General features: G+C 66.1%; 21 protein-coding genes. 7 read left to right on the top strand and 14 right to left on the bottom strand.

Annotated elements, in window-relative coordinates:
* Nucleotides 1–3 precede the first annotated feature (3 nt).
* The 4 genes from ABE434_RS17245 to ABE434_RS17260 form a co-directional block, all read right to left on the bottom strand.
* Complete coding sequence (locus tag ABE434_RS17245) at nucleotides 4–1533, bottom strand: tryptophan halogenase family protein (RefSeq protein ID WP_346479660.1); 1530 nt, start codon at nucleotides 1531–1533, stop codon at nucleotides 4–6.
* Between the two features lie 13 nt (nucleotides 1534–1546).
* Nucleotides 1547–2566: a cupin-like domain-containing protein gene (locus ABE434_RS17250; RefSeq protein ID WP_346479661.1), complete on the bottom strand. Its 1020-nt coding sequence runs from the start codon at nucleotides 2564–2566 to the stop codon at nucleotides 1547–1549.
* A 3-nt stretch (nucleotides 2567–2569) separates the two neighbouring features.
* A complete protein-coding gene (locus ABE434_RS17255) occupies nucleotides 2570–3328 on the bottom strand; it encodes a SapC family protein (protein ID WP_346479662.1) in 759 nt (252 codons plus the stop codon).
* A gap of 68 nt (nucleotides 3329–3396) precedes the next feature.
* Entirely contained in the window at nucleotides 3397–6531 is a 3135-nt protein-coding gene (locus ABE434_RS17260; protein ID WP_346479663.1) for a TonB-dependent receptor, read from the bottom strand.
* Between the two features lie 299 nt (nucleotides 6532–6830).
* On the opposite strand from ABE434_RS17260, the gene ABE434_RS17265 reads away from it, so the two are divergent.
* The gene (locus ABE434_RS17265) at nucleotides 6831–7919 is read left to right on the top strand and encodes a LacI family DNA-binding transcriptional regulator (protein WP_346479664.1); all 1089 of its coding nucleotides are present in this window, start codon (nucleotides 6831–6833) and stop codon (nucleotides 7917–7919) included.
* Between the two features lie 24 nt (nucleotides 7920–7943).
* Here ABE434_RS17265 and ABE434_RS17270 read toward each other — a convergent pair whose 3' ends face one another.
* Nucleotides 7944–8468: a GNAT family N-acetyltransferase gene (locus tag ABE434_RS17270; RefSeq protein WP_346479665.1), complete on the bottom strand. Its 525-nt coding sequence runs from the start codon at nucleotides 8466–8468 to the stop codon at nucleotides 7944–7946.
* A 145-nt stretch (nucleotides 8469–8613) separates the two neighbouring features.
* Between ABE434_RS17270 and ABE434_RS17275 the strand changes: the two genes are divergently transcribed.
* Nucleotides 8614–8961, top strand: coding sequence for a hypothetical protein (locus ABE434_RS17275; protein WP_176988922.1), 348 nt, complete (start codon nucleotides 8614–8616; stop codon nucleotides 8959–8961).
* Nucleotides 8962–8981: 20 nt separating this feature from the next.
* On the opposite strand, the gene ABE434_RS17280 is transcribed toward ABE434_RS17275, so the two are convergent.
* From ABE434_RS17280 to ABE434_RS17295, 4 genes are read right to left on the bottom strand one after another with little or no spacing between them, the layout of a single operon-like run.
* Nucleotides 8982–9359 (bottom strand): antibiotic biosynthesis monooxygenase family protein, encoded by a 378-nt coding sequence (locus ABE434_RS17280; protein WP_241696436.1) that lies wholly within the window; start codon nucleotides 9357–9359, stop codon nucleotides 8982–8984.
* Between the two features lie 48 nt (nucleotides 9360–9407).
* Nucleotides 9408–10232 (bottom strand): carboxymuconolactone decarboxylase family protein, encoded by an 825-nt coding sequence (locus ABE434_RS17285; RefSeq protein ID WP_346479666.1) that lies wholly within the window; start codon nucleotides 10230–10232, stop codon nucleotides 9408–9410.
* Nucleotides 10233–10240: 8 nt separating this feature from the next.
* Complete coding sequence (locus ABE434_RS17290; RefSeq protein WP_346479667.1) at nucleotides 10241–11431, bottom strand: MFS transporter; 1191 nt, start codon at nucleotides 11429–11431, stop codon at nucleotides 10241–10243.
* Between the two features lie 17 nt (nucleotides 11432–11448).
* On the bottom strand, nucleotides 11449–12507 hold the full coding sequence (locus ABE434_RS17295) for an alpha/beta hydrolase (protein ID WP_346479668.1): 1059 nt from the start codon (nucleotides 12505–12507) through the stop codon (nucleotides 11449–11451).
* A gap of 106 nt (nucleotides 12508–12613) precedes the next feature.
* Between ABE434_RS17295 and ABE434_RS17300 the strand changes: the two genes are divergently transcribed.
* A complete protein-coding gene (locus ABE434_RS17300; RefSeq protein ID WP_346479669.1) occupies nucleotides 12614–13507 on the top strand; it encodes a LysR family transcriptional regulator in 894 nt (297 codons plus the stop codon).
* Between the two features lie 3 nt (nucleotides 13508–13510).
* On the opposite strand, the gene ABE434_RS17305 is transcribed toward ABE434_RS17300, so the two are convergent.
* The 5 genes from ABE434_RS17305 to ABE434_RS17325 all read right to left on the bottom strand — a co-directional run bounded on the left by ABE434_RS17305 (nucleotide 13511) and on the right by ABE434_RS17325 (nucleotide 17839).
* Nucleotides 13511–13996: a DUF2165 family protein gene (locus ABE434_RS17305; protein ID WP_346479670.1), complete on the bottom strand. Its 486-nt coding sequence runs from the start codon at nucleotides 13994–13996 to the stop codon at nucleotides 13511–13513.
* Between the two features lie 179 nt (nucleotides 13997–14175).
* Nucleotides 14176–14523, bottom strand: coding sequence for an RcnB family protein (locus ABE434_RS17310; RefSeq protein WP_346479671.1), 348 nt, complete (start codon nucleotides 14521–14523; stop codon nucleotides 14176–14178).
* 134 nt (nucleotides 14524–14657) lie between these two features.
* Nucleotides 14658–15185: a DUF6622 family protein gene (locus tag ABE434_RS17315; protein ID WP_346479672.1), complete on the bottom strand. Its 528-nt coding sequence runs from the start codon at nucleotides 15183–15185 to the stop codon at nucleotides 14658–14660.
* A gap of 196 nt (nucleotides 15186–15381) precedes the next feature.
* Nucleotides 15382–16386 carry a PHB depolymerase family esterase gene (locus tag ABE434_RS17320; protein ID WP_346479673.1) on the bottom strand — a complete coding sequence of 335 codons (1005 nt, stop codon included), beginning with the start codon at nucleotides 16384–16386 and terminating at the stop codon, nucleotides 15382–15384.
* 49 nt (nucleotides 16387–16435) lie between these two features.
* The gene (locus tag ABE434_RS17325; protein ID WP_346479674.1) at nucleotides 16436–17839 is read right to left on the bottom strand and encodes a GntP family permease; all 1404 of its coding nucleotides are present in this window, start codon (nucleotides 17837–17839) and stop codon (nucleotides 16436–16438) included.
* A gap of 157 nt (nucleotides 17840–17996) precedes the next feature.
* Here ABE434_RS17325 and ABE434_RS17330 point away from each other — a divergent pair, with 157 nt between their 5' ends.
* The 4 genes from ABE434_RS17330 (at nucleotide 17997) to ABE434_RS17345 (ending at nucleotide 24969) form a co-directional block, all read left to right on the top strand.
* A complete protein-coding gene (locus ABE434_RS17330) occupies nucleotides 17997–20195 on the top strand; it encodes a TonB-dependent receptor (RefSeq protein ID WP_346479675.1) in 2199 nt (732 codons plus the stop codon).
* A gap of 11 nt (nucleotides 20196–20206) precedes the next feature.
* Nucleotides 20207–21085, top strand: coding sequence for an alpha/beta hydrolase (locus ABE434_RS17335; RefSeq protein WP_346479676.1), 879 nt, complete (start codon nucleotides 20207–20209; stop codon nucleotides 21083–21085).
* Nucleotides 21082–21564 carry a MaoC family dehydratase gene (locus ABE434_RS17340; RefSeq protein WP_346479677.1) on the top strand — a complete coding sequence of 161 codons (483 nt, stop codon included), beginning with the start codon at nucleotides 21082–21084 and terminating at the stop codon, nucleotides 21562–21564. The genes ABE434_RS17335 and ABE434_RS17340 overlap by 4 nt, the downstream gene beginning before the upstream one ends.
* A 69-nt stretch (nucleotides 21565–21633) precedes the next feature.
* On the top strand, nucleotides 21634–24969 hold the full coding sequence (locus ABE434_RS17345; RefSeq protein ID WP_346479678.1) for a PAS-domain containing protein: 3336 nt from the start codon (nucleotides 21634–21636) through the stop codon (nucleotides 24967–24969).
* The last annotated feature ends 4 nt before the right edge of the window (nucleotides 24970–24973 follow it).

Here is a 24973-nt window from a genome sequence, read left to right on the forward strand (position 1 = left end):
CTGCTAGGCCAAGGCTGAGGCCCGCGGCCAGACGTCCTGCGCCGCCCGGCAGTAGCGTTCGATGAAGGCTGCCTGCGACGGCATCGTCGCGACCGCCTGCTCCACCGGCTGGCGGATCCGCATCAACAGCGTCCGCAGGTCCGCGTCGCTGATGGCAGCGGCAAGCGGATGCGGGGGGCCCGGCTGGATCCCCTGCCCCATCAGCACGCTTGTCCAGGAGTCCACCCGGAAGAGCTCGCCGGGGTCCTGCCAGGCATGCGCACGTTCGCGCCAGGCGCGCAGCCGGACCGCAAGCGATTCCGGCAGCTCCATCTCACGACAGGCCTTCCACATCGGCTCGTCGCGCTGGTTGGCGTGGTAGTGCAGGATGATGAAGTCGCGCACGTGCTCCATCTCCTGGCGGCTGACGTCGTTGTACAGGTCCATCAGCGCCGGGCTGATACCGTCGAACGGGAACAGCTGGATCAGGCGCACCACCGCACTGATGGTCAGGTGGATGCTGGTCGACTCCAGCGGCTCGATGAAGCCACTGGCAAGTCCCAGCGCGACCACGTTCCTGTTCCAGGCCTTCAACCGGCGCCCGCTGCGGAACGGCACCAGCCAGGGATCGCGCAGGGGCGGCCCGTCGACGTCACGCAGCAGCTTGGCCCGCGCCTCGTCATCGGACATGTGGCGGCTGGAGAACACCAGCCCACAGCCGACCCGGTGTTGAAGCGCGATATGCCATCGCCACCCGGCTTCGTGCGCGATGGCGCGGGTGTACGGCACCGGCGGGCCGACCGACTCGGTCTGCACGGCAACGGCGCGGTCACTGGGCAACCATTCGTTCCAGTCCTCATAGCCGGTATGCAGGGTCTGCTCGGTCAACAGGCCGCGGAACCCGGTGCAGTCGATGAACAGATCGCCCTCGATGACCTGCCCGTCTTCCAGCACCAGGGAGGCAACGGCGCCGTCGTGGGCATGTTGCCGGACCTCGCGGATCTTGCCTTCCACCCGGCGCAGCCCGTGGCCTTCGGCTTTGCGGCGCAGGAATTTCGCGTAGAGCCCGGCGTCGAAGTGATAGGCGTAATTGACCTGGGGCTGGGTCTGCAGCGAGAACCTGTCTTCCCGCGAGGCCACGCTTTCCAGGCAGAAATCGCCCAGGTCCGACGGCATGCCGCGGCGCAGGCTGTCCAGCCAGAAGTGGTGGAACGGCGTGGCCCAGGTGCCCTGCCCGATCGTGCCGAACGGATGGATGAAACGATCGCCGGGCCGACGCCAGTTCTCGAACGAGATCGACAGTTTGAACGTGCCGGCGACGGCCTGCAGGAACTCCTGCTCATCGATCTGCAGGAATCGGTGGAACGTGCGGATGGGTGGCACGGTCGACTCGCCGACACCCACCGTACCGATCTGCTCGGACTCCACCAGGGTGATGTCCAGCTGGTCGCGGAACTGGTGCGCCAGCGCACAGCCGGCCAGCCAGCCTGCGGTGCCGCCACCGGCGATGACGACCTTGCGGATACGCCCTTCGGTTGTGTTCGCCACGTTCAATGCGGTGCTCCCATCAGCGGTTGAGTCGAGCCAGCAACTGGGCGCGCATGCGGCGCGCCTGCGTCTCGTCGAACGGTGCCAGGTCGCCCCGGGCGGCATCGGGCAGGTGGTGTCCTGCCCGCTCACCCGGACCGAATACGTAGTACTCGAAGATTTTTGCCCAGGCCTGCTTCTCGCGCGCCGGCAGGTCGCGCACGGCCCACATCGCGTGATGGAGTGCCGGCAGCGGTGAGGAAAGGAAGGCCGGCGAACTGCGCCACCAGTAGTTCACCAGCACATTGAACGGCGCGAGGCTGCGCACGTGATGCCACCACAGGCCGGGAATGAAGATCGCATCGCCCGGTTCCAGCTCGGCGGTCCGTGCGCTTGCCAATGCATCACGGAACCGTGGGTGGCGCGCGAAGTCCGGGCGGTCGAAATCCACCACGCTCACCACCTGCCCGCCCGGGGTGGGCTCCAGCGGCCCTGGATACAGATTGTCGATCTGCTCGGGCGGAAACAGCGTGAACCGGCGCCGGCCCACGGCACAGCACGCCAGGTTGTCCGGGGTGTCGAAATGGCAGGAGGCGGTCACGCGGTTGCCGATCCAGATGCTCGCCGAGGCCTCGATGCCCTGCCCCGCCAGCCCGGCGTCGTTGGCCTGCGCGAAGCCGGGCAGCGCCCGATCGATCAGCAGCGACGCGAGATAGTAGGTGGGTGGCCTCGGGTCGTCGAGATGATCGGCAATCCCGTCCAGCACCTGGCTCAACAACCCACGCCGGACCTCGACGTTCAATCGGGTGAAATCCGCGTTGTAGAACGGGCGCCCCTCGATCTCGGGTCCGCCAAAGGAGTATTGGACAGGGATTCCCGCATCGAAGCCGCGCAGATACCCCATCGCCGCCTGCGTGGAGCGCAACCCCGCCTGCACCAGTCCCCAGTCCCGCGCGATGCCGCGCAGCACCACCGGCTCGCCGGCGGCCACCAGCGCCTCCAGCGGAAGCGCGCCGGGCTCCAGGTCTTCCAGGGTCTGCATGGCAATGCCGTCCAGCACCGGTCAGTTCCTGCCCGCCGCCGCAGCGGCATCCTGCAGGCGCAGACGTTTCTGCTTCTCGGCGATCAGGCGCCGCATGTTGTGCAGCGACGCCAGCATCAGGTACGCGCCTTCCAGGTAGCCGGCGCGGTTGAGTCCGGCCAGCGCGGGGCCGTCCAGCTGGCCAAGCCGGTCACGGTCGATGGCGTGCAGACCGTTGACACCCACCCGGTGCTCCTGGGCGATCTGCACGTCGAGCGTGACCGGTTGAATGAGCCCTTTGGCATCGAGCGCGGCAAACATCTGCGCGCCGAAGGCGTGGCCATCGTGAATGCCACGCAGCACGCCTGCGATGTGGTCCAGATACGGCGTGTTGCCCCCCTGCGGCAGGAACACCGGCTCGCCCTGCATCGCATTCACGCGCGGATGATCCAGATCCACGTGCAGCACTGCTTCCTGGACGAGCGCGCCATCGATGCGGTTTTCCTGGAAGCCGATGAGGAACGGCCCCTTGGCTGCCGCCCCGGGCAGGTAGGACGCATTCCATCGGCCGTCCTGCAGGAACAGATTTTCGTGCTGCTCGAACCCGAGCAGGACCACCGACTGCCACTCGCCCGTGGCGACGTCCCTGCGAAGGAAAATGGGATATTCGCGCTGCAGTTCGGCGAATTCGCTCGGGTAGGCCGGGACCATGCCGACCGCGTCGCCGAACTCGGGGCCGAAGTCGGTGGCCACGCGCAGATCGCGGTGGGCGATGTTGTTGAGCATTTCGTAACGCGGCATGGTGTTCTTTCAACCCCATCAGGACCCTTGAACGGGTGCCGCCACCAGGGCAGCGGCACCCACACACATCAGAACCGGTACCGAACGCCAAGCATATAACGCGGACTCTGGTCTGCCAGCTTCACGATCATCTGCGAGGTGCGCGAGCGCCAGCGGACGTCCTCACCGGTCAGGTTGATCGCCTCCAGGCCAAACGACCAGTGATCATCCAGGGTGTAGTTCACGCTGAGATCCCACTGTTCGTAAGCTTCCACGTAGTACGGATTACGGCTGGCGCCCTGGTTGGCCAGGATCAGGTACTGGTCACGCCAGTTCCAGGCCAGGCGCACCGACCAGCCGTATTTTTCGTACATCAGCATGGCGTTGGCGGTGTCGCTGAGGCCGGTCAGCGAGAACTGGTCGATGCCCGGGTCGCCCCCGTTGTTGTAGCCGACATCGCCGTTCACGAGGGTGTAGTTGGCCAGGACGCCGAACCCGGTGTCGCCGAAGAAGTACTGCCCACCGAGCTCCCAGCCATGCAGCTTGGACTCGTTCTGGTTGATGGGCCGGTTGACGTTGAACTGGTACAGCGGGTCGGCCGCCGTGCCATACAGATCGTAGCTGGCTTCGGTGGCCAGGACCTGCGCGTCCGTACCGTTGTAGGCACCCAGTCCGGCGGGATTGTTGCGCAGCAGCGCCAGCGCGGTGAACAGCGCGGTGTCGTTGCCGTTGCAGGCCGCCGCATTGGCCGCACCGACCTGGGTCACGCAGGCGCCGCTGTTGAGGAACGCCAGCGCCGACTGTGCATCCGGACCGGAAGTGGGATCCCGCAGGCCGTACAGGTTCTCCTGGACCACGGTGTTGCCGATGAAGTTGGCGACCCGCTTGTTCCAGTACGTGACCGACACGTAGCTCGCGTCAGCGAAGTACCACTCCAGCGCCAGGTCGAGGTTGTCCGACTCCAGCGGCTTCAGCTGCGGGTTCTGTGCCGTGCCGCTGGCCCGCGAAGACGGATCGATCAGCACGGAGCCGAACGGCTGCTGTGCGCTCGGGCCTGCATAGAGGTTGCCGATCGGCGCGCGCGCGATGCTCTTGCCGAACGAGACGCGCCCCTTCAGGTCGTCCATGAGGTCGATGCTGAAGTCGAGGTTGGGCAGGATGTAGCTGTAGCTGTTCTTCTCGGTGAAGGGCTGTTGTTCGTCGGACAACACCACGCGGAAGTCGTTGTTGGACTGCCATTCGATCGCCTCCGGAATGGCGATGACCGACGTCGACACCACATCGGTGGTTTCATAGCGCACGCCCAGACGGGTATTGGTGCGCAGGCCGCCCAGCTCGCCGTCCAGTTCGACCTGGAAATAGGCCGATTTGGTCTTCTCCTCCACCAGGTTGTCGGCAGCGCGCTGCGGACTCACGCCGAGACTGGCGCCATAGTTGTCCGCCGCCCACTGCGCGAGGCGGCCGGCATCGCCGCGCCAGGCGGTGAAGCTGTTGGCATTGAAGTCGTTGAACAAGCCGACGATGTTGACCGGCTGCAGCAGGTCCATCAGCCCGTTGGCAACATCCCCGTCAACGTTGGCCACGCCCCAGTCGCCCAGGGTGTTGTAGTTCTCCGCGGCCTGGATGCGGTGGGTGGTCTGCTTGCTGGAGTCCACGCCAAACTGGAAGCGGCCCTTGTCGAAGCTCCACTCACCGTCGACGCGGCCCTGCTTGATCTCGCTGATCTGGGTCTGCGAGTTGATGCGCAGCACCTGCGACCCGATCTCGCCCGGCACGAAGCCCGGATTGACCACGCCATTGGTCTTGGCCAGGGCATCGGCCGTGCTTGGGTACCAGACCTGGGTGCCCACTGGCAGGCCGTTGTTGAAGTTCATTTCCTGCACCCACGACCCACCGCAATGCGGTCCGGTGGTGCAGTTGTTGGTGCCGGCGATGCTGCTGAAGATGGAGCCGCCACCGGTGAGCGGATCGTTCGGGCGGCTTTCGTTCTTCGAGTCGTGCGCGTCGAAGCTCAGTTTGAAGCGGTCGGTGACGTTCCACTGGGCATTGAAGCCGAGCGATCCCAGCTTGTACTTCTGCATGCTGCGCTGCTGTTCTAGCCCGAAATCCTTGGTCCCCGCGACTTCGCGGATATAGATCGGGGTTGCGACCGCGCCGCTGGTGTCGAAGGTGACATCGGTGTAGTTGCTGTTCTGCAACCACATGCCCTGTTCGCCACGATTCTCGGTGATCTCGTTCGTCGAATAGGTGTAATCGAGGGTCAGGGTCACCGCATCTGTCGGTGCGAACTGCAGCACCGCCTGGCCATTGACGCGCTCACGCTCGAACTCGGAGAACGCATAGCGGAGGTCGTTCGGGCGACCGTACAGTGCGCCCACCGCGGGTGCGTTGACCACGGTCGGGTTGCCCGGCATCGTGCCGGTCCACGGCTGGATGTTCCAGTAGTTGTTGGTGGCCTGCACCGAGCCACCCTTGCGCTTCTGGTAGCTCGCACTCACGCCAACGCCGAAGGTCTTTTCCGGGTTGCTGTAGCTGAAGATGCCGGACAGTTCCGGCGTCAGGTCGCTGTCGAACGGTTGGCTCTGGTCGGAGACGACCTTCGCACCGGCACTGGCGACGGTGCCATCATGGTCGAACGGCCGCGCCGTCAGGATGTTGATGGTGGCGCCGATGCCACCGCTGGGCACATTGGCCTGGCTGGTCTTGTAGACCTCGATGCCGTTGATGGCCTCGGCGGCCAGCTGGGCGAAGTTGAACGCGCGGGTGCCGCCGTCGACACCGCCGATGGCGACCTGTCCCGAGGCACCGAACGCATCAGCACCCGGCATCTGGCGCCCGTTGAGCGTCACCATGTTGAACTGCGGGCCAAAGCCTCGCGCCGTGACCTGCGCCCCTTCGCCATCACGGCGCTCGATGGAGATGCCGGTGATGCGCTGCAGGGACTCGGCCAGGTTGGTGTCCGGGAACTTGCCGATGTCCTCGGCACTGATCGCATCCACCACGCCGGCCGAGTCGCGTTTGATGTCCATCGCCTGGCTGAGGCTGTTGCGGATGCCGGTGACCTGCACGGTATCCAGCTGCGTCGGGCTGCTGGGCTGGGCCTGCGCTTGGGCGACGGGCGCCGGCGTTGAGGCGTCCTGTGCGAAGGCGGGATTGATGACCAGGACGCCGCCCACGAACGTGAACATGGCCCTGGAGGTGAACTTCGCCAGCGTGCGGCTCATGAACGAGCCCCCCGGCCTTGGGTACGACGGAACGTAGAAGCGCTCATGACTCTCCCCTCTGACATATACGATCGAATGGATGTACCGCCCCTCCTGGGGGCACGTACGGGCGATGCCCGTCTTCCACACCGAACATCGCAGTGCGCTGTGCGCTCACTGCGACTCACACTCGCTTTCAGGCTTGCCAGAACAGCCGCGTGGTAAAGGGGGGGTACCCACTGGCCCTTACCCCGGCCAGGTGGTAGCGCTACCATCACGTCACGGCCGCAGACTAATCATCCGGGGTCGCGCTTGTCATCATGCAGCGCAGCAAAGGAAACGAGCCCTTGAAGAACAGCCACAGAACCGTCCGTCGAAAAGTGAGTGCCATCACCATCGACGACGTCGCGGCGCACGCCGGGGTATCCGCCATGACGGTGTCCCGGGTCATCAACGGCCATGCCGGGGTACGCGAAGGCAACCGCGAGCGTGTCATGCGCAGCGTGCTCGAACTGGACTATCGGCCCAATCCTGCAGCGAGCGCCCTGGCGGCGGCGCAGCACACCTGCATCGCGCTGATCTACACCAATCCCAGTTCCAGCTATCTTCGCGAACTGCTGGTCGGGGCCCTGCGCGGCTCCACCCGGGCCGCGGCGCAGCTGATGATCGCGACCTGGGATGACCTGGGCGCGCAGGCGCGTCGCGAGGCGGCACGGCAACTGTGCAGCAGCGTGGCGGGCGTGATTCTTCCCCCACCCCTGTGTGAGTCGAAGGACATCGTCGACGAATTCCTGCTCGGCGGCATTCCCGTCATCTCCATCGCGTCCAGTCATTTCAGCGACAGGGTGTCCTGTGTGCGCATTGACGACCGCCAGGCAAGCCACGACATGGTGTCGCACCTGATCAGCCAGGGACACACCCGCATCGGTTATATCAAGGGCGATCCGAATCAGACCGCCAGTGCGCACCGCTGGCAGGGCTACCGGGATGCGCTGGATGACGTGGGCATCGCGTACGACGCTGCACTCGTCCAGCCCGGCTGCTTCACCTACCGCTCCGGACTGGAGGCGGCCGAAGGGCTGCTGGCCCTGCCGCAGCCACCCAGCGCGATCTTCGCCAGCAACGACGACATGGCGTCTGCCGTTGTTTCCGTGGCGCATCGTCGCGGCCTGGAGGTGCCGCGCGATCTCTCGGTGGTCGGTTTCGACGACACCTCCGCGTCGACGATGGTGTGGCCGGAACTGACCACGATCCGTCAACCGGTGGCGGAGATGGCGGACACTGCCATCGACATCCTGTTGCGCGAGATTCGACGCCCGGCCGCTTCGGCGCGCGGCATCGTCAACCACGTGCTTCCACACCAGTTGGTCACGCGGGCGTCCGTATCGAGGCCTTTGCCGGACCTCTAGTCGTCTGGCGCGGAGGCGGCCACCTTACAGGCGACGCTCCAGGACCTGGCCCGGCCAACCGTCTATGTTGAAGGTCGACAGCCTTTCGTAACCGCACGATTCGTAGAAACGCACCAGGTCGCCACTGCCTCCGCCATAGCAATCCACGCGCAGGTAGGCAACACCCGCGGCACGTGCCTGCTCGTCGGCGAACGCCATCAGCCGGCGGCCGATACCGCGCACGCGCGGATCCCGCGAAGCAACCAGCACACGGACATAGAGCTCTGGCTGGGTCGCCGCGGGCACGTAAGGCATGGCCTCGCCCAGCGCCAGGAATGCGCGTACCTCACCCTGCCCTGTTTCAGCCACCCAGGCGCCGGGCAGCGCGCAGGCATCGGTCACCTGGGTGATGCGGCGCGGAATGGACGACCATGCTTCGCTGCCCCACTGCTGCGGGTTGCCGATGGCCACGAACCACGCAATCACTTCGTCGAACAACCGCAGCACAGCGGGCGTATCGGTCACCCTGGCGCGACGGATGGTCAGCGCTTCCTTTCCTGGATCAGTCACGCATGTCACTCCTGCCGGTGGCGCTACGCCACGTCCAACAGTAGTTTGCCGCCATCTGTGGCAGACACCAAGTCTACCGAGGCGATGTCTGCGCGATATCGTGCACTGTTATCATGGGTGGCTGTATGGACAGGGATGTTGAAGGATGTTGAAGCTGCGGCTGGCGCAACGCTGGGAGCGATTGGGCGTTCGAGATGCCGACGTCGGCGTGATGCTGTTGTTCGCACTGCTCGCCGCGTTCCTCGCCTGGGGCGCCTATGAGATGGCCTATCCCGAACACGGCTGCATGCGGATGGGCAAGGGCAACAGCGGCCCGCTCCAATGCGACCCAGGGGAGCTGATGAAAGAAGCGATGTGGCCGATGTTGCTCAGCGCCCTCAGCGCCTACGCCGTCCTCTATGGTCTGTGGGGCTGGATCAAGGACATGGCGAGGCCGCTGACGCTGGACGGCGATACGGCCAGCGCTCCGGATGCCGATCAGCAAGGGCCTTGAGCGGGCCGCTGCCCGTCGGCTCACTTGATCTTCAACTCTGGTAGCAGCGGATCGACGTCCACCAGCTCCAGCGACGTGACCATGTGCAGTGTTCCGTTCTTGTACGCGAGGAAGTGCGGGCTCTTTACATGTGCTTCGTAGGCCTGGCGGTTGGCGTAGATCTCCAGGATGGTCAGTCGTGTCGGATCCTCCTTGTCAAACACCGCATACAGCGACAGAACACCAGGCTCAAGCGCCATTGAAGCGCGGACCTCTTCAGCCAGCGCCTCCCGATAGGCGGGGAGATGGGCAGCGTCCACGGTGATTTTCGACAGTCTCGTCATCTGCGCCTCCTCTGCCCGAGCGCTGAAGGAAAGCGCGATCAGACAGATTGAGATGCCCCACATTGCCTTGTTCATTGCTCTCTCCGACGCCTGCGCGTCATTCGATGAAAACCTCTCTCCGCGTCACTCGGTGCGCAGGGAGTCCAGGTGATGTTCAATGGCCTCGCGCGCACGCGTTGCCGCCTGCGGGTCGAAACGTGCGTCAAGAACATCGGCCAGCTCACGCAGTTGCTCGACGCTCACGCCGATGTTCATGCTTATCCCGACGTGAGACTGCAGCTGGGGTTCCACCCCGGACATCGCAGCCAGCATACTGACAGTGGCCAGCTCGCGGCTCTGCCAATCCAGGTTGTCACGTTCGAAGATGTCCCCGAACAGGTGGGTCCGTAGATAGGCGTTGGCCTGTGGCGCGAACTCGAACAAGGGTCCGGCGACCGGAGCACCTGCCAGCGCGGTTTGATTGGCCGTCCCTGCCGCCAGCAACGCATCGCCCTTGGGTATCGGCTTCACCGGTTCGCGACCGGCCTCATCGTGGATGCCGCGCTGCCTGCGCGCGTCCAGTACCTTCATCATCTCGCCGAGTGCATTGAGGCTTCGGGGAAAGCCGGCATAGGCGTACACCTGTACGAGGATCTCGCGCGCCTCGGCCACGCTCAGCCCGGCGTCCAGGCCGCGATTCACTGCCTCGCCAAGGCGGGCCATGTCACCCGCCGCTGCGGCAGCGCTGATCGGAATGATGGCCTGCTGCCTGGCATCCAGTGCGGTGGCCGGCTCGTCAGTAGAATTGAGATTCATCGATGTCTCCTTCGTATGCATGTCGGAGTGGACCTCCGGGTTGGACGCTACCTTCGTGAGCGCCACGATGTGATGATTCTGCTCGGCCGACCCTGCCGGCAGCGCACCGAATGCGAGGCAAACGCTCAGCAGCTGCGCAGTGATCGACGTCATGCGCCTCATCAGCTTCGGGCCTCCGCAGCCATCGCCGACGGGGCGGCGGACCCGGCGTCCGCGGCCGTGACATAGGCCAGCAGCGCCGCAGACACCAACACGCCGGCACTGGCCAGGAATGTGCCGGCGAAGCCGACGCTGTCCAGCAGCAGGCCGCCGAGGGTGGAGCCCAGCGCGATCGAGCACTGCACCACCGCGACCATCAGCCCCCCGCCCGCTTCGGCGTCGTCGTTGCTGAAGGTGCGCGCCAGCCAGCTCCACCACCCCACCGGTGCCGCCGTGGCCAGCAGGCCCCATGCTGAAAGCAGTGCGGCCGTCGGCCACAGCTGCGGACCCAGCGGAACCAGTGCCGCGGCGATCACCGCCATCAAGGCAGGAACCGTCACCAGCGTGCGGTAGAGCCCGCGCCTGAGGAACGCCCCGATGGCGAGTGTCCCGACCAGGCCGCTTACACCGATGGCCAGCAGCACCAGCGGGACAGTGGCATCACCCGCGTTGGTAACCCGTTCCAGGAACGGTCGCACATAGGTGAACAAGGCGAACTGGCCCATGAAGAAGGCGCCGCACGCGGTCATGCCCAGCGCCACCACCCGCCGCCGGAGCAGCACGAGCACGCCGCGTTGTGGCTGCCTGCGCTCCGCTGCCATGGACGGCAGGCAGGCCCACTGCCACGCCAGCGCGACAGCCGCCACCGGCAGCAGGCACAGGAATGCCCCGCGCCACCCGATCACACCGCCCAGGTAGCTGCCCAGCGGCGCGGCGATCACCGTTGCCAGCGCGTTGCCGCCGTTGAAGATCGCCAATGCGCGGGGCACCTGCGCTGGGGGCACCAGCCGCATGGCGGTCGCCGCGGACAGTGACCAGAACCCACCGATCACCACGCCGATCAGCGCACGGCCGATCATGTAGACCGGATAGTTGGGGGCCAGCGCCACGACCAGACCCGACACCGCCATCAACGCAGTCAGCGTAAGAAGCAACGTTCTGCGGTCGATGGTCCCGGCCAGCCGGGAGATCGACAGGCTGGTCAACACCGCGAAGGCGCCCGAGATGGCAATCCCATAGCCGGCAAGGCCCTCGGTCACGCCAAGGTCCGCGGCCAAGGGTGTAAGCAGGCTCACCGGCATGAATTCGGATGCGATCAACGCGAAGACGCACAGCGTCATGGCGAGCACGCCGCCCCAGTTGCCCTTGTCCACGGTGGTGTCGGGACGACTCATTTCCCGGCCAGGCTCTGCTGGAAGAACGTCGTCAGCTTGGCGAACGGAATCAGGTCGGCGCGGTCATACAGGTCCACGTGCCCGGCACCCTTCACCCAGTAGAGCTCCTTCGGTTCGCCGGCCCGCCGGTACGCGTCTTCGCTGAACTCACGGGAGTGCGCGGTGTCGCCGGAGATGAAAAGCATCGGCCGTGGCGAAAGGGTCTCGATATCGTTGAACGGATGGAAGTTGATGAACTTGACCAGGCTGCTGAACAGCGGCTGCGTGGTCAGTTCAGGGCGCTCGCCGGCGGCCGCGTAAGCGCCGCGCGGCGTGCGGTAGAAGTCGAAGAATTCGCGCTGCACGTCCGGGGTATCGGGCTCGAGCGTGTTCACGGTCCCGGGCACATACACGCGCTGCCCGCCCTTGAACTCCACCAGACGCTGCTGCGCGGCCGCCTGGATCATCTGGTTCCGCTGCTCCAGCGATTGCGCATTATTCAGCCCCTGGCGCACGGCGGCGCCCATGTCATACATGCTGACCGTCGCGATGGCCTTGATCCGCGGGTCGATCTTCGCTGCGCTGATCACGAAGCTGCCGCTGCCACAGATGCCCAGGCCGCCCACCCGTTCCGGGTCCACGAACGACTGCGTGCTCAGGAAGTCCACGGCCGCACTGATGTCGTCCGAATAGATTTCCGGCGATACCAGGTGACGCGGCGCGCCCGCACTTTCACCCCAGAAGGACAGGTCGATCGCGAGCGTCACGAAGCCCTGTTCGGCCAGCTTCTGTGCGTACAGCTGCGAGCTCTGTTCCTTCACCGCGCCCATCGGATGACCGACCACCACGGCCGGCGCGCGGCTATCGCGTCCCAGACCCTTGGGCCGGTACAGCGTGCCCACCACCTCCATCTGGTACTGGTTCTTGAACCGGACGCGCTCGCCGGTCACCCGGTCGCTCCTGTAGAAATTGTCCGCCCCCGTGGTCCTGGTGGCCGCTGGCGCGTCAGAAGCCCACGCGGAATGTGGAACGAGGAGGCTGGCGAGCAGTGCCAGCAGCAGCGTGGTGGGTTTCATGCGGACCGCCTCTGGAGGAGTGAGGACGCCACGATAGGCCCGGGCCGTTACCGCGATAAGCCGGCTGGAAGTTGATGCATTACTGAGTTGAGCTCACAATTGGCCCATGAGCGCAGTGAAGACCAACGACCTGCAAGCCTTCCTGGTGGTGGCGCAGGAGCAGAGTTTCACCAAGGCGGCGGCCCGCCTGGGCGTCACACCGTCTGCGCTGAGCCATTCCATGCGGCTGCTGGAAGAGCGCCTGGGCATCCGGCTGCTGGCCCGGACCACGCGCAATGTCGCCCCGACCGAGGCAGGCGAGCGCCTGATGCGCTCCATCGCCCCGCACTTCGAGGCCATCGGCGCAAGCGTCGAGGCACTCGGCGACCTGCGCGACCGCCCGGCCGGGACGCTGCGGATTTCCTGCACGGACGACTCCATGGAGACCATCATCCGTCCCCGCCTGGCCGGGTTCCTCGCCGAGTATCCGGACATCACGCTCGAGTTCTATGTCGACTACGGCTTCACCAATGTGGTGGAACAGCGCTTCGACGCCGGCATCCGGCTGGGCGAGGCGCTGAGCAAGGACATGATCGCGGTCCGGGTGGGTCCGGATTGGCGGCTGGTCGTGGTGGGGTCTCCCGATTACTTCGAGACGCATCCCAAGCCCAGGAAACCCGCCGACATCACGCGCCACCGTTGCGTGAACATCCGGCACCGCCCGAACGGGTCCATCTATGCCTGGGAGTTCGAGGAAAAGGGCAAGGAGTTCACCGTGCGTGGCGACGGGCCGCTGGTGTTCAACAGCATGGTGCACGTCATCAATGCCGCACTCGACGGGCTGGGCCTGGCGTATGCGCCCGAGCCCATGGTGGCCGATCACATTGCCGAGGGGCGGCTGGTGGCCGTCCTGGACAAATGGTGTGTGCCCTTCCCCGGCTATCACCTCTACTATCCGAACCGTCGGCAATCCTCGCCGGCATTCTCGGCGCTGGTCGCGTGGCTCAAACGGGATGCCTAGCGCTCACGCCCATGACCCGTTGAACAGGAAGAATGCGCCCAGGATCCAGACGAGCAGCATCAGGTGCCCGCGCTGCAGGTCGTCCTGACGGATCCAGTACGCAAACCAGAGTCCGCCGAGGTGCATGGCGAGCAGCAGGAGGCTGAAGAGGCTCAGCGCCAGGTTCAACCACGGCCGGGCCTGATCAATGCCACTCGCAAACAGAAGCAGACAGCATCCCACCGCCATCGCTGAAAGCGCCAGGAGCTTCAGGGCCAGCAGCGCAAGTGCTGCGCTTCTGCTCAGGACACTGGACGTCACCGCACGCGTCGCAAGCGCGGTCTCAACCGGCGGCGCCTGCCGCAGCAGTGCCATGGACAGGGTGAGGCCCACCGCACCGGCCAGTTCGCGGAATGCTCTGATGTTGTCGATGACGGCGATTGCCAGCCAGACAGTCAAGCCCATCGCGTAGACGGATTGGAACAGCCAGATCGACATCGGCAACGACATGGGAGAACCATCCTGAGGAAGCTGGCTGACCAGCCTATTACCTCAACCGCGATTCAGGTCAACAGCGACCTCTTTCCCCTCGCGCCAAACCCCAGCCCGACCTCATCGAGGCGAGGGCTGGGGCAGTTTGACCGTGTGACGCCACGACCCGCCGTGGCGGCCAGCCGGGGGGCGTGTTCCTATCGGTGCAGTGCGTCGATGATCACGCCTGTTGCGATCTCCACCAGCAGGTACTCGGTATCCGACTGTCGAACCCAGCGATGACCGCGACCAGGGTCCCGCAGACGATAGTGCGCGTAGTCGTCCACCCAGTAGCGGCGGTCGACCTCAGCCCAAGGCAGCCTCTCCCCGCGTCGCCATGCCTTTTTCTGCCATCCCGGCGGTGGGGCATCGCGGTTGTGGGGGCCGCCGGCGTGAGGGGGTGGGCCATTGCCCCGTGCGTGGTGCGGCGGGTCGGCCCAGGCGGGAGCTGTGGCCATCGCCACTGCGGCCATCAGCGTAATGCCAAGCAAGCGTCGGGTTGTCATGGGACAGCCTCCACTTCGGCCGCAGCGTGCGTCGTCACAGCGGCGAATATAGGCCGCTGCGTGTGAATGGATCGACGCGCCCTGCCCTGACCCCACGGGTGCCCCGGTTCCACGTCGGCCAGGGCTTCACAGGCTCAGCCCGCCGCTTCCAGCTTTCCGCTTGGCATGGCAAGCCGCGCGGCGCGCAGGTATCGCACGTACTTGCCAATGAAGATGCCGGTGAAACCGCCCGACAACAGCAGGTAGGCCGCGCGGAAACTGCCATCGGCGCTCAGTGAAGGAGACGCGGAGAGCGCAACCTCGAAACCGTACTTCACCGCGAACGTGACCAGCAGCAGCGGCAGCAGGCTGTAGTCCGCGCTGCGCCACACCTTCCCCGTGGACGCGTTGAGGGTGAGCGTTGCGCGTCGCAGCAGCATCCACCCAAGGGCCATGCCCGCCCCGATGCCGACCAGCCACTCGGCCCACGCCTCCCAGGAACCGCCGAAACGGTGGCCGAGCGACCAGGCTCCCCAGGCGGTGAAGAGGGCCGGCACGATGGCCAGTTTCGTGAGCGAGGTTTCACCGGGTTTCATGGCAGCGATGCCGCGGCTGACCAGGAAGACCAGAAGCGCCCAGACCCACACAGGGGTATTCGAGATTAGGTGCTGCAGCATGATCACGGGGAGTCCTTGATGTGGGTCGGTGCCGGCGATGCAACGCCGCGCGGGAATGGCTCCATTCTCGCTTTGCACCGACCCATCACAAGTGACAGGTGTCAGGCATCCGAAAGTACATTCTCCGGGGCTCCATCGTCCGGTATCCCGGGTAGATCGGGCGCCCCTCCCCGCCCTCTGAGCGGGCCTTCGGTCCGCGCCTTCAACGCTGCTGATCCCTCAGGAACAGCCAGGTAATCAGCGTGGCATCCGGCCCCTTCGGATCGGTGAACGGTAACCCGGACTGGCTGCCGCTCCAGGCATGCCCCATCCCCTGCACCACATAATGCTGGGCCAGCGTCCTGCCCCCATAGGTGTACGTGTCCACCGTGTAAGCGCGCCCGCCGGGCACCTGGCCCTGGAAAGTGCTCGTCGGCACATACTTCACCGAATCGTTGTCCACGCCATCGTCGGCCAGGTCATTGGTCTGCAGGAACTGGCGCACGGCCTGCTGTCCGTTCACCGGGTTGACCGTGGCATCGGCGCTGCCATGGAACACCAGTACCGGCATCGGTCGCGGCGAGGGTGAGCCCGAGCACTGCCACGCGAGCCGTCCGTTGCTGTCGGGGGAGTAGATGCTGCCCGCCAACAGCGCGTAGGCGCTACCCGACACCGTGGTGGCGCCCTTGTACATGCCGCCGGAATGCACCGCGCCAGCGGCGAACACGTCCGAGTAGCACGCCAGCATGATTGAGGTCATCGCCCCACCGGCGGAAATGCCGGTGACGTAGACCCGGCGCGGATCGATGTTGTAGCCCGCCTTCACCTGGCCCACGATTCCGGCCAGGATCGATGCCTCGCCACTGCCCCGCGCCTGGTTGATCGGCAACTGCCAGTTCCAGCAGCGTGCGGGATTGGCGGTGACGTTCTGGCGGGGGAAGACCACGATGAAACCTTCCGTATCGGCCACCTCGTTGAAGCCCGATGCCTCGCCCATCAGGTTCGGCCCGTTGACGCAGCCGTGCAGCACCAGCAGCAGGGGCAAGGGTTGGCTTTCCTGGTAGCCGGCCGGCACCCACACCTGGTACTCGCGGCTGCCGGACACATTGCCGTAGAGGCCCACATCCCAATGCCCAGCGGGGCCTGTCGCAAGGGCGCTGCCCGCCGTTGCCAGCCAGATGCACACCACCAGAAGTGCCGCCTTGATCGAATCGATTCCAGATGTCATCGCCAGATCCTCATGCGTGAGTTGTGGGTAGGGTGTTGCGACGCCGCCGTCAGACCCAGCCGGTGGCGTAGTAGATGCCGATCACCACGAACACCGCGAGGGTCTTGATGACGGTCACGGCAAAAATGTCCTTGTAGGCCTGGCGATGGGTCAGCCCGGTCACCATCAGCAGGGTGATGACGGCACCGTTGTGCGGCAGGCTGTCCATGCCGCCCGAGGCCATCGCGGCGACGCGATGCAGCACCTCCATCGGGATGCCGGCGGCCTGCGCATTGGCAATGAAGGTGTCCGACATCGCAGCCAGGGCGATGCTCATGCCGCCGGACGCCGAGCCGGTGACGCCGGCCAGGCCGGTGACCGTGACCGCCTCGTGCAGCAGAGGATCCTTGATGAAGCCCAGCGCGTTGGCCACGACCATGAAACCCGGCAGTGCGGCGATCACCGCACCAAAGCCGTATTCCGACGCGGTGTTCATGGCGGCCAGCACCGCACCGCCGATCGCGGCCTTGGTGCCCTCGGCGAACTTCGTCACCACCGGTCGCCAGGCCAGCGCCAGTACCGACAGGATGCCGACCAGCAGCGCACCGACGACGGCCCAGATCGCCCCGATCTTCGCCACGTCCTGCACCACCGGTACGGAACTGCCCAGTACCGATGGCACGAAGCTGTGCTCGGCCCCATACCAGTGCGGCATGCCCAGCGTGAACAGCTTGTTGGAGACGAACACCAGCACCAGCGGCAGGATGGCAATGCCCGCATGCGCCAGATGGGTGCCGGTGAACGGTGCCGGCTCGTTCATCAGGGTGGCCGAATCGCCGTACCCCTCGCCGTTGCGCAGCGCGACCCGGCGGCGCCACTCCAGGTAGGTCATGCCCACCGCAAGCACGAAGACGCTGCCGAGCGTGCCCAGCACCGGGGCCGCCCAGGTATCGGTGCCGAAGAACGTGGTCGGGATGATGTTCTGGATCTGCGGCGTGCCGGGCAGCGCGTCCATGGTGAAGCTGAAGCCGCCCACGCCCAGCGTGGCCGGAATCAGGCGCTTCGGGATGTCACTCTGGCGGAACATCTCGGCGGCGAACGGATAGACCGCGAACACCACCACGAACAGCGACACGCCGCCATAGGTGAGCAGGCCCGAGACCAGCACGATGGACAGCATCGCCCGCTGCGGCCCGAACAACCGGATCGCCGCACCGACAATGGAGCGGGAAAATCCGGACAGTTCGATGAGTTTGCCGAACACGGCGCCCAGCAGGAACACCGGGAAGTAGAGCTTGAGGAAACCGACCATCCTGTCCATGAACAAGCCGGTGAACATCGGTGCCACCAGCGAGGGGTCGGTCAGCAGCACGGCGCCGAGCGCGGCGATGGGCGCGATCAGGATCACGCTGTAACCCCGGTAGGCGGCCAGGATGAGGAAGCCCAGTGCTGCAAGTACGATCAATAACGACATTCGGCGCGTCCCGCTGAGGATGCGCCCAGTATCCCGATCTGGCGGTCGCTGCCGACTGGACCTAGGTCCACTCGCCGGTGTACCCCGGCACCGCTAGCCTAGGCTCCAGGGGTGGCAATGGGCCATCTGCAATGCACATGCCTGGGGGGAGGACCGAATGAAGCGGAACTGTTTGAGCCTGATGATCGGCACGCTGTTGGCCTCCGGGCCGGTACTGGCGCAGGACGCACCACAGGCCGCGCCATCGGCGGGCAGGACCGCATCGGCCACCACGCTGGACAGCATCACGGTCACCGCGCGCAAGCGCGAGGAAACACTGCAGGAAGTCCCGGTGGCCGTCACGGCCTTCACCGCCGAAGCCCTGGACAGGATGAACGTGCAGGACATCAGCGACCTGGACGGACAGGTGCCCAACCTGACCATCTACGCTGCACGCGGTGCCAGCAGCACGGTCACGGCGTACATCCGCGGCGTCGGCCAATCCGACCCGACCTGGGGGGCTGACCCGGGCGTGGGCATCTACCTGGACGACGTCTACATCGCGCGCCCGCAGGGTGCGCTGCTGGATGTGTTCGACGTATCGCGCATCGAGGTGCTGCGCGGCCCGCAGGGCACGCTGTATGGCAAGAACACCATCGGCGGTGCGATCAAGTACATCTCGCGTGGCCTGCCGACCCAGACCGAAGGGTTCGCCCAGATCACCGCGGGCAACTACAACCAGCTGGATGCCAAGGCGGCCATCGGTGGGCCGCTGGGCGGGCCGGACAGTGGCCTGCGTGCCCGCGTGGCGGTGGCCAGCATGAATCGTGACGGCTTCGGCGAGAACACGTTCAACGGCCAGCCGGTCAGCGACAAGCAGATCAATGCCGCGCGTTTGAACCTGGGTGCGTACGCGGGCGACGATCTCGACGTGCAGTTCGCCTTGGACTGGGTCGATGACCAGTCGGGCATGCGGGGTTCCAGGATGCTGGCACCCAACCCGTTCCTGCGGGCGTACCCGCCGATGGATGACCGCTACGACATCCGTTCGGGCATGCGCAACCTCAACAGCGTGGAGACGAAGGGCGCCTCGGCGACGGTGAACTGGCGACCCAGCGAGGACGTGGCGCTGAAGTACGTGGTGGCCAAGCGCGAATCGGACAGCGAGGCTAACATCGACTTCGACAGTACGCCGGTGAAGCTGGCCGACGTTGGCGGTACCTACAACGACAACCAGGTCAGCAACGAGGTGCAGCTCAACTACGATGCGGGGGGCCGTGTGCGCGGCGTCGTGGGCCTCTACCAGTTCAGCGGTGAAGCCGGTGGTCAGATCCAGAACAACTACTTCAGCGCGCAGTTCGCGGACAACCAGGGCAAGGTGCTGACCGACAGCATCGCGCTGTATGCGGACTGGACCTTCGACCTGACCAGCAGGCTCAAGCTTGACGCAGGCGCCCGCTACACCGACGAAGACAAGCGCGCGATCGTGCTGAACCGCCTCTATTCCGATCCGACCTTCAGCCGGCCGGTCGCCGTGACGGCGGATTTCGACAAGAAGACCAACTTCAAGAACGTCTCGCCGAAGGTCTCTCTGGACTATCAGGTCACGCCGGACATCATGGTCTACGGTCTTGCCACGCGGGGATTCAAGTCGGGCGGCTACAACATCCGCGCCAACGCCGTGGCGGTGCCGCGCTCGGCCGAGCCGTTCGATGACGAAACCGTCGACAGTTTGGAGATAGGCAGCAAGATGGCCTTCCTCGACCAGCGTCTGTTCCTGAACCTCTCGGCCTTCCACAACAAGTACAAGGACATCCAGCTGTCCGTGTTCACCGGCATCGATACCAATGGCGATGGCGTGGATGACGGCTTCTTCGGCGACTTCACCAATGCCGGCTCCGGCACCATCAATGGTCTGGAGATCGAGTACCAGTACCTGCCCAGCCAGCACTGGTTGATCTCGGGCAACCTGGCCTGGCTGGACGCCAAGTACGACGAATACCTGGATCGCGGCGTCAACGTCGCCGACCAGATGAAGTTCACCAACGCACCGGACTTCTCGGGCGCGTTGAACGTGGAGTACCGCACCGAGCTGGCCCGCGGCGGCAATCTGTCCGCACGCGTGAGCTACAGCTACCAGAGTGAAGTGTGGCCGACCACCGACCTCAGCCCGGTGATCCGCCAGGACGGCTACGGACTGGTCAACGCCGGTGTGATCTGGAAGCTCGATGAGGCCTGGACGTTCTCGCTGCAGGGCACCAACCTGGCCGACAAGGCGTATCGGACCACCGGCTACAACATCCCGGCTGTCGGCACGCTGATCGGGTTCTATGGTCCGCCGCGCCAATATAGTCTCAGTGCCCGTTACGATTTCTAGGAATCACCTGCATGACGCCGTCTTACGATGATCTGTACTGGAACAGTGACGATGGCCTGCGCCTGCACGCGCGCGACCATGCGCCACAAGCGGGGCAAGCGCCCCGGGGCACGGTGGTCTGTATCCCCGGTCTGACCCGCAACGGCGCCGATTTCGATGCGCTGGCCGGTTCACTGACCGCGGCCGGTTGGCGCGTGATCGCTGTCGACCTGCGCGGGCGCGCAGGTTCAGAACGCGCGCCGGACCCGTCCGGCTACAACCCACGGGCGTATGCCGACGACATGGTGGCGCTGCTACGCTCGCAGAACATCGATAAGGCCGTGTTCATCGGTACTTCGCTGGGCGTGCTGGTGACCATCACCCTCGCCTCCCGTGCGCCCGGACTTATCGCCGGCGCGGTATTGAACGATGCCGGCCCCAAGGTGCCGCGCGACGCCCTGGCACGGATCGGCAAGTACGCCGGCAAGCCCGTGCCGCCGATGGATCCGGCGCAGGCCACCGCCTACGTGGAATCCATCGGCAAGGCCGCGTTCCCCCGCTTCACCGCCGAGGACTGGCGGGCGATGGCCTCACGCACCTTCCGCCAGCGCGAGGATGGGATGCTGGTGCTGGACTACGATCCGGCGGTGATCCGCACGACCCGGCCGTGGGTGCTGTGGCTGCTGCGCCCGGTGCTGTGGCGCGCGGTGCGTGGGCTGACGGCACGCGTGCCGGTGCTGGTGGTGCGTGGCGCGTTGTCGGACATCCTGCCTGCCGATGTGGCACGGCAGATGGCCGCGACATCGACGAACGCCCGTCTGGTCGAGGTGCCGGAGGTGGGCCATGCGCCGACCTTGTCCGAACCGGCGGCGCGTGACGCGATCCTGGCCCTGCTGGAGCGTGTGCGATGACTGCCGCTGCATCGAGCGAAGCGCTGCCTGCCGCCCTGCAGGCCCTGCAGCAATGGGCGGCCCACGAGCGGCTGGGCGGCGTCATGCGGATCGCGCAGCCGCGCATCGATGCGTTCGCGGACGCCACCGGTGACCACAACTGGATCCACGTCGATCCGGTCCGCGCAGCGGCCGGGTTGCCGGGCGGGCAGACCATCGCGCATGGCTTCCTCCTGCTCTCGCTCACTGTCGAAGAGGATGTGGCCGCCCTGGTCGGCTTCCCCGGCATCGCCCATGTACTGAACTACGGGTTGAACAAGGTGCGCTTCCTGGCGCCGGTGCCCAGCGGCTCGGAGGTGCGGGTGCGCTCGCGGCTGGTGTCATTGGAAGCGCGCCAGCCGGGTCAGTGGCTGCTGACCCAGCACAAGACCGTGGAAGTGGTCCCCGGCGGCGAGGTGGCACTGGTCGCCGAGCAGCTGTCGTTGATCGTCGCCGGCTAGTCCCGCTCCGCCCCACACCGCATGGCTGGCGTGCTGCACGCCGGCTGCGGTTCTCTCTACACTGGAGCGATGTTGACGCCCTCCATCGTCCTGTTCGCCTGCATCGCGTGGACCGTACTGTTGTTCGGCGTCGCGCTGTGGGGCGAACGCCAGGGGCACCGCCTCACGAAGGCATGGCCCGCCATCTATGCGCTGTCGCTGGGCGTGCACTGCACCGCATGGACGTATTACGGGGCAGCCTCGCAGGGCGTGCAATGGGGCTTCCCGATCCCGCCGACGCTGATCGGCATGGCGCTGATCTTCGCTTTCGGCCTGCCGTTCCTGGCGCGGCTGGGACGACTGGCCAAGCAGCACAACAGCGCGACCATCGCCGATCTGGTGGTCGCGCGGCTGCGTGCCGATCAAGGGCTGGGTGCCACCATCACCCTGGTCGCGTTGTTCGGCATCATTCCCTACATCGCACTGCAGCTCAAAGCGGTCAGCCAAGGGCTTGGCACCTTGCTCGGCGATCAATTCGCGCCCGTCGGGTGGCAGCTGGACATGTCGTTCTGGTTCGCGCTGACGATGGCGGCGTTCACCACCCTGTTCGGTGCGCGCAAGGCGTCGGCCACCGAGCACAACCGCGGCATCGTGGTCGCGCTGGGCCTGGAATCACTGTTGAAACTGGCGGCGCTGCTGGCCATCGGCCTGTATGCCGGGCTGTCGGTGCAGCAGGTGGGCACGCCCCTGCTTGAGAAGATGGCTGAGCTGCCGCCGCCAGCGGTCCTGCCGGACTACCTGACCATGGTGGCACTCGGTGCGATGGCTGCGTTCACCCTGCCCCATCAGTTCCATGTGGGTGTGGTCGAGCTGCGCCAGTCGTCGGACCTGAAGACGGCGCGCTGGCTGTTCCCGGTGTATCTGCTGCTGATCGGACTGCCGTCGGTGCCGATGGCGCTGGCCGGTGCCGCGCAGCTGCCGCCCTCGGTGTCGCCCGATCTGTACGTGCTGGCCCTGCCGCAGGCGCGAGGGCACCACCTGCTGGCCTTGCTGGCCTACCTGGGCAGTCTGAGCGCCGCCACCGGCATGATGATCCTGTCCGGGCTGACCCTGTCGATCATGCTCGGCAACCATGGCGTGGGGTCACGGCTGCTGGGAGGCGTCCATGGCGTCAACGCCGGTGCCGACCTGCGTCCCCGCGTGCTGGCCTTCCGCCGCGCCGGCATCCTCGCCGTCTTCCTGATGGCGTGGCTGTACAGCCGCGCGATGAGCGGCACCGAGGCACTCAGCGATTTCGGCCTGATGTCGTTCACCGCGCTCTCGCAGTTGGCACCGGCGGTGCTGCTGGCGGTGTACCGCCCGCGCACGCCCTCCCCGGCGATCATCGCCGGCATCGTGCTGGGATTGCTGGTCTGGCTGTGGCTGGTGCTGCTGCCGATGGTGGTCCCGACCCCACCGCCGTCGGCCAACCCGGGCGGGCTGCACTGGCTGGCGATGTTCTCGTTGCGTCCGCAACCGGGCCATATCGCCATCAGCATGGGCGCCAGTCTGGCGGTCAACCTGGTGACCGTCGTGCTGGTGTCGCGTGCGGTACGTCCCTCGCTGCCGCGACAGCGCGACGCGGTGGCGGCGGCGTCGTTGCGCAAGACCGCCGGTCGCTTCCTCGGCCAGGAGCGGGCACGGCAGCTGATGGACGGGCACGCCGGGCAGATGCTGGATGACGACCGGGTCACCGCCATCGAACGTGAACTGACCGCCGTGGTGGGTGCGGGCATGGCGCGGCTGCTGGTGGAAGCCGCACGCGATGGCGGCGCCGCGCCCCTGGACGCGGTCACCCGCGCGGTGGGCGAAGCCACCCAGGTGCTGCGCTTCAACCAGCGCCTGCTGGAAGCGGCGCTGGAGAACATGAGCCAGGGCATCAGCGTGGTCGACGCGCAGCTGCAGCTGGTGGCATGGAACAGCCGCTATGCCGCATTGTTCAAGTTCCCCCCGGAGCTGCTGCAGGTGGGGCAGCCGGTGGTCAACCTCACGGCGTGGGCGTTGGGCCAACTGAAAATCGGCGACACCCCCGGCGACACGCCCGACAAGGCACTGCAGCGCCGCGTGGTGCACATGCGGCGCGGCACGCCGCATCTGTCCGAACGGATCTTCCCGGATGACACGATCGTCGAGATCCGCGGCAACCCGATGCCGGGGGGTGGTTACGTGGCGACATTCACCGACGTCACTGCCTTCCGCCGGGCCGAGGACGCACTCAAGCGCAGCAACGAGACCCTGGAGCGCCGCGTGCAGGACCGCACGGCCAGGCTGGAGCTGGCCGTGCACGAAGCCGAGCGCGCGAACGTGGCCAAGACCCGCTTCCTGACGGCGGTCGGCCACGATCTGATCCAGCCCCTGCACGCGGCGCAGTTGCTGACCGATGCGATGTCGCAGCACATCGACTCCGAGTTCCTGGACAGCTTCCTTCGCCAGATCCGTGGCGCCTTGGACTCCACCGACGACCTGCTGTCGGGCCTGCTGGATATTTCACGGTTGGAGGCCGGCGGGCTGGTCGCCGATCCGCGCCCGTTCGCGCTGTCCACCGTGCTGGATCCGCTGGCGCAGGAGTTCGCCGTGCTGGCCGCCGCGCACGGCCTGCAGTTCCGTTATGTGCGCACCCGCGCCTGGGTGCACAGCGACCCCTTGCTGCTGCGCCGCGTGTTGCAGAACTTCCTGGCCAATGCCATCCGCTACACCCGCGCCGGTGGTGTCCTGCTGGGGGTGCGTCGCCAGGGCCACGGGCTGTTGATCGGGGTGCATGACAGTGGACCCGGCATCGCGCCGACGCAGCAGGCGGTGGTGTTCGAGGAGTTCCATCGCGGTGACCGCAGCATCGGGCAAGGCTTGGGTCTTGGCCTGACCATTGCGCACCGGATCGCCGCCCTGCTGCATGCGCCGCTGCACCTGCACAGCGTGCTCGAGCGCGGCTCGGCCTTCTCCATCACCGTGGCGCGGTCAGTGCCTCCCGCAACACCACGAACGGAGCCCGCCGCCAGCGGCAGCAGCGCCATCAAGGGCCTGCGGGTGCTGGTGGTCGATAACGATCCGGACGCGCTGGAGGCCATGCGGCAGATGCTGCTCTCCTGGGGTTGCGACGTCATTGCAGTGTGCGACCCGAGCGCGCTGGAGGCGTCGGCGCACGAAGCCGCGTTGTGGTTGTTCGACTACCACCTCGACGATGGCGATACCGGCGTCGCGCTCTGGAAACGGCTGGTTGCCGTCCATGGCCCGCGGCCGACCGTGATTCTCAGCGCCGATACCGTCGGTGACACGCGCGACGCGGTGCGCGAGGTGGGTCTATCGCTGCTGAACAAACCATTCAAGCCTTTGGCGCTGCGCTGGGCCATCAATCACCTGTTGGCCAAGCCGGGCACGGCAACGCCCTGAGGCC

Origin of the sequence: Stenotrophomonas sp. TWI1183 (genome assembly GCF_039673115.1) — a bacterium.
In the GTDB taxonomy this organism is placed as follows: Bacteria; Pseudomonadota; Gammaproteobacteria; order Xanthomonadales; family Xanthomonadaceae; genus Stenotrophomonas; species Stenotrophomonas maltophilia_AA.

What these genes read in the sequence shown, in the direction of transcription:
- ABE434_RS17295 (WP_346479668.1), bottom strand. Translation starts at nt 12,507, where the DNA reads ATGAAACCCACCACGCTGCTGCTGGCACTGCTCGCCAGCCTCCTCGTT.
- ABE434_RS17335 (WP_346479676.1), top strand. Translation starts at nt 20,207, where the DNA reads ATGACGCCGTCTTACGATGATCTGTACTGGAACAGTGACGATGGCCTG.
- ABE434_RS17320 (WP_346479673.1), bottom strand. Translation starts at nt 16,386, where the DNA reads ATGACATCTGGAATCGATTCGATCAAGGCGGCACTTCTGGTGGTGTGC.
- ABE434_RS17265 (WP_346479664.1), top strand. Translation starts at nt 6,831, where the DNA reads ATGCAGCGCAGCAAAGGAAACGAGCCCTTGAAGAACAGCCACAGAACC.
- ABE434_RS17325 (WP_346479674.1), bottom strand. Translation starts at nt 17,839, where the DNA reads ATGTCGTTATTGATCGTACTTGCAGCACTGGGCTTCCTCATCCTGGCC.
- ABE434_RS17330 (WP_346479675.1), top strand. Translation starts at nt 17,997, where the DNA reads ATGAAGCGGAACTGTTTGAGCCTGATGATCGGCACGCTGTTGGCCTCC.
- ABE434_RS17285 (WP_346479666.1), bottom strand. Translation starts at nt 10,232, where the DNA reads ATGACGTCGATCACTGCGCAGCTGCTGAGCGTTTGCCTCGCATTCGGT.
- ABE434_RS17345 (WP_346479678.1), top strand. Translation starts at nt 21,634, where the DNA reads ATGTTGACGCCCTCCATCGTCCTGTTCGCCTGCATCGCGTGGACCGTA.
- ABE434_RS17310 (WP_346479671.1), bottom strand. Translation starts at nt 14,523, where the DNA reads ATGACAACCCGACGCTTGCTTGGCATTACGCTGATGGCCGCAGTGGCG.
- ABE434_RS17280 (WP_241696436.1), bottom strand. Translation starts at nt 9,359, where the DNA reads ATGAACAAGGCAATGTGGGGCATCTCAATCTGTCTGATCGCGCTTTCC.
- ABE434_RS17305 (WP_346479670.1), bottom strand. Translation starts at nt 13,996, where the DNA reads ATGTCGTTGCCGATGTCGATCTGGCTGTTCCAATCCGTCTACGCGATG.
- ABE434_RS17340 (WP_346479677.1), top strand. Translation starts at nt 21,082, where the DNA reads ATGACTGCCGCTGCATCGAGCGAAGCGCTGCCTGCCGCCCTGCAGGCC.
- ABE434_RS17260 (WP_346479663.1), bottom strand. Translation starts at nt 6,531, where the DNA reads ATGAGCCGCACGCTGGCGAAGTTCACCTCCAGGGCCATGTTCACGTTC.
- ABE434_RS17275 (WP_176988922.1), top strand. Translation starts at nt 8,614, where the DNA reads ATGTTGAAGCTGCGGCTGGCGCAACGCTGGGAGCGATTGGGCGTTCGA.
- ABE434_RS17255 (WP_346479662.1), bottom strand. Translation starts at nt 3,328, where the DNA reads ATGCCGCGTTACGAAATGCTCAACAACATCGCCCACCGCGATCTGCGC.
- ABE434_RS17300 (WP_346479669.1), top strand. Translation starts at nt 12,614, where the DNA reads ATGAGCGCAGTGAAGACCAACGACCTGCAAGCCTTCCTGGTGGTGGCG.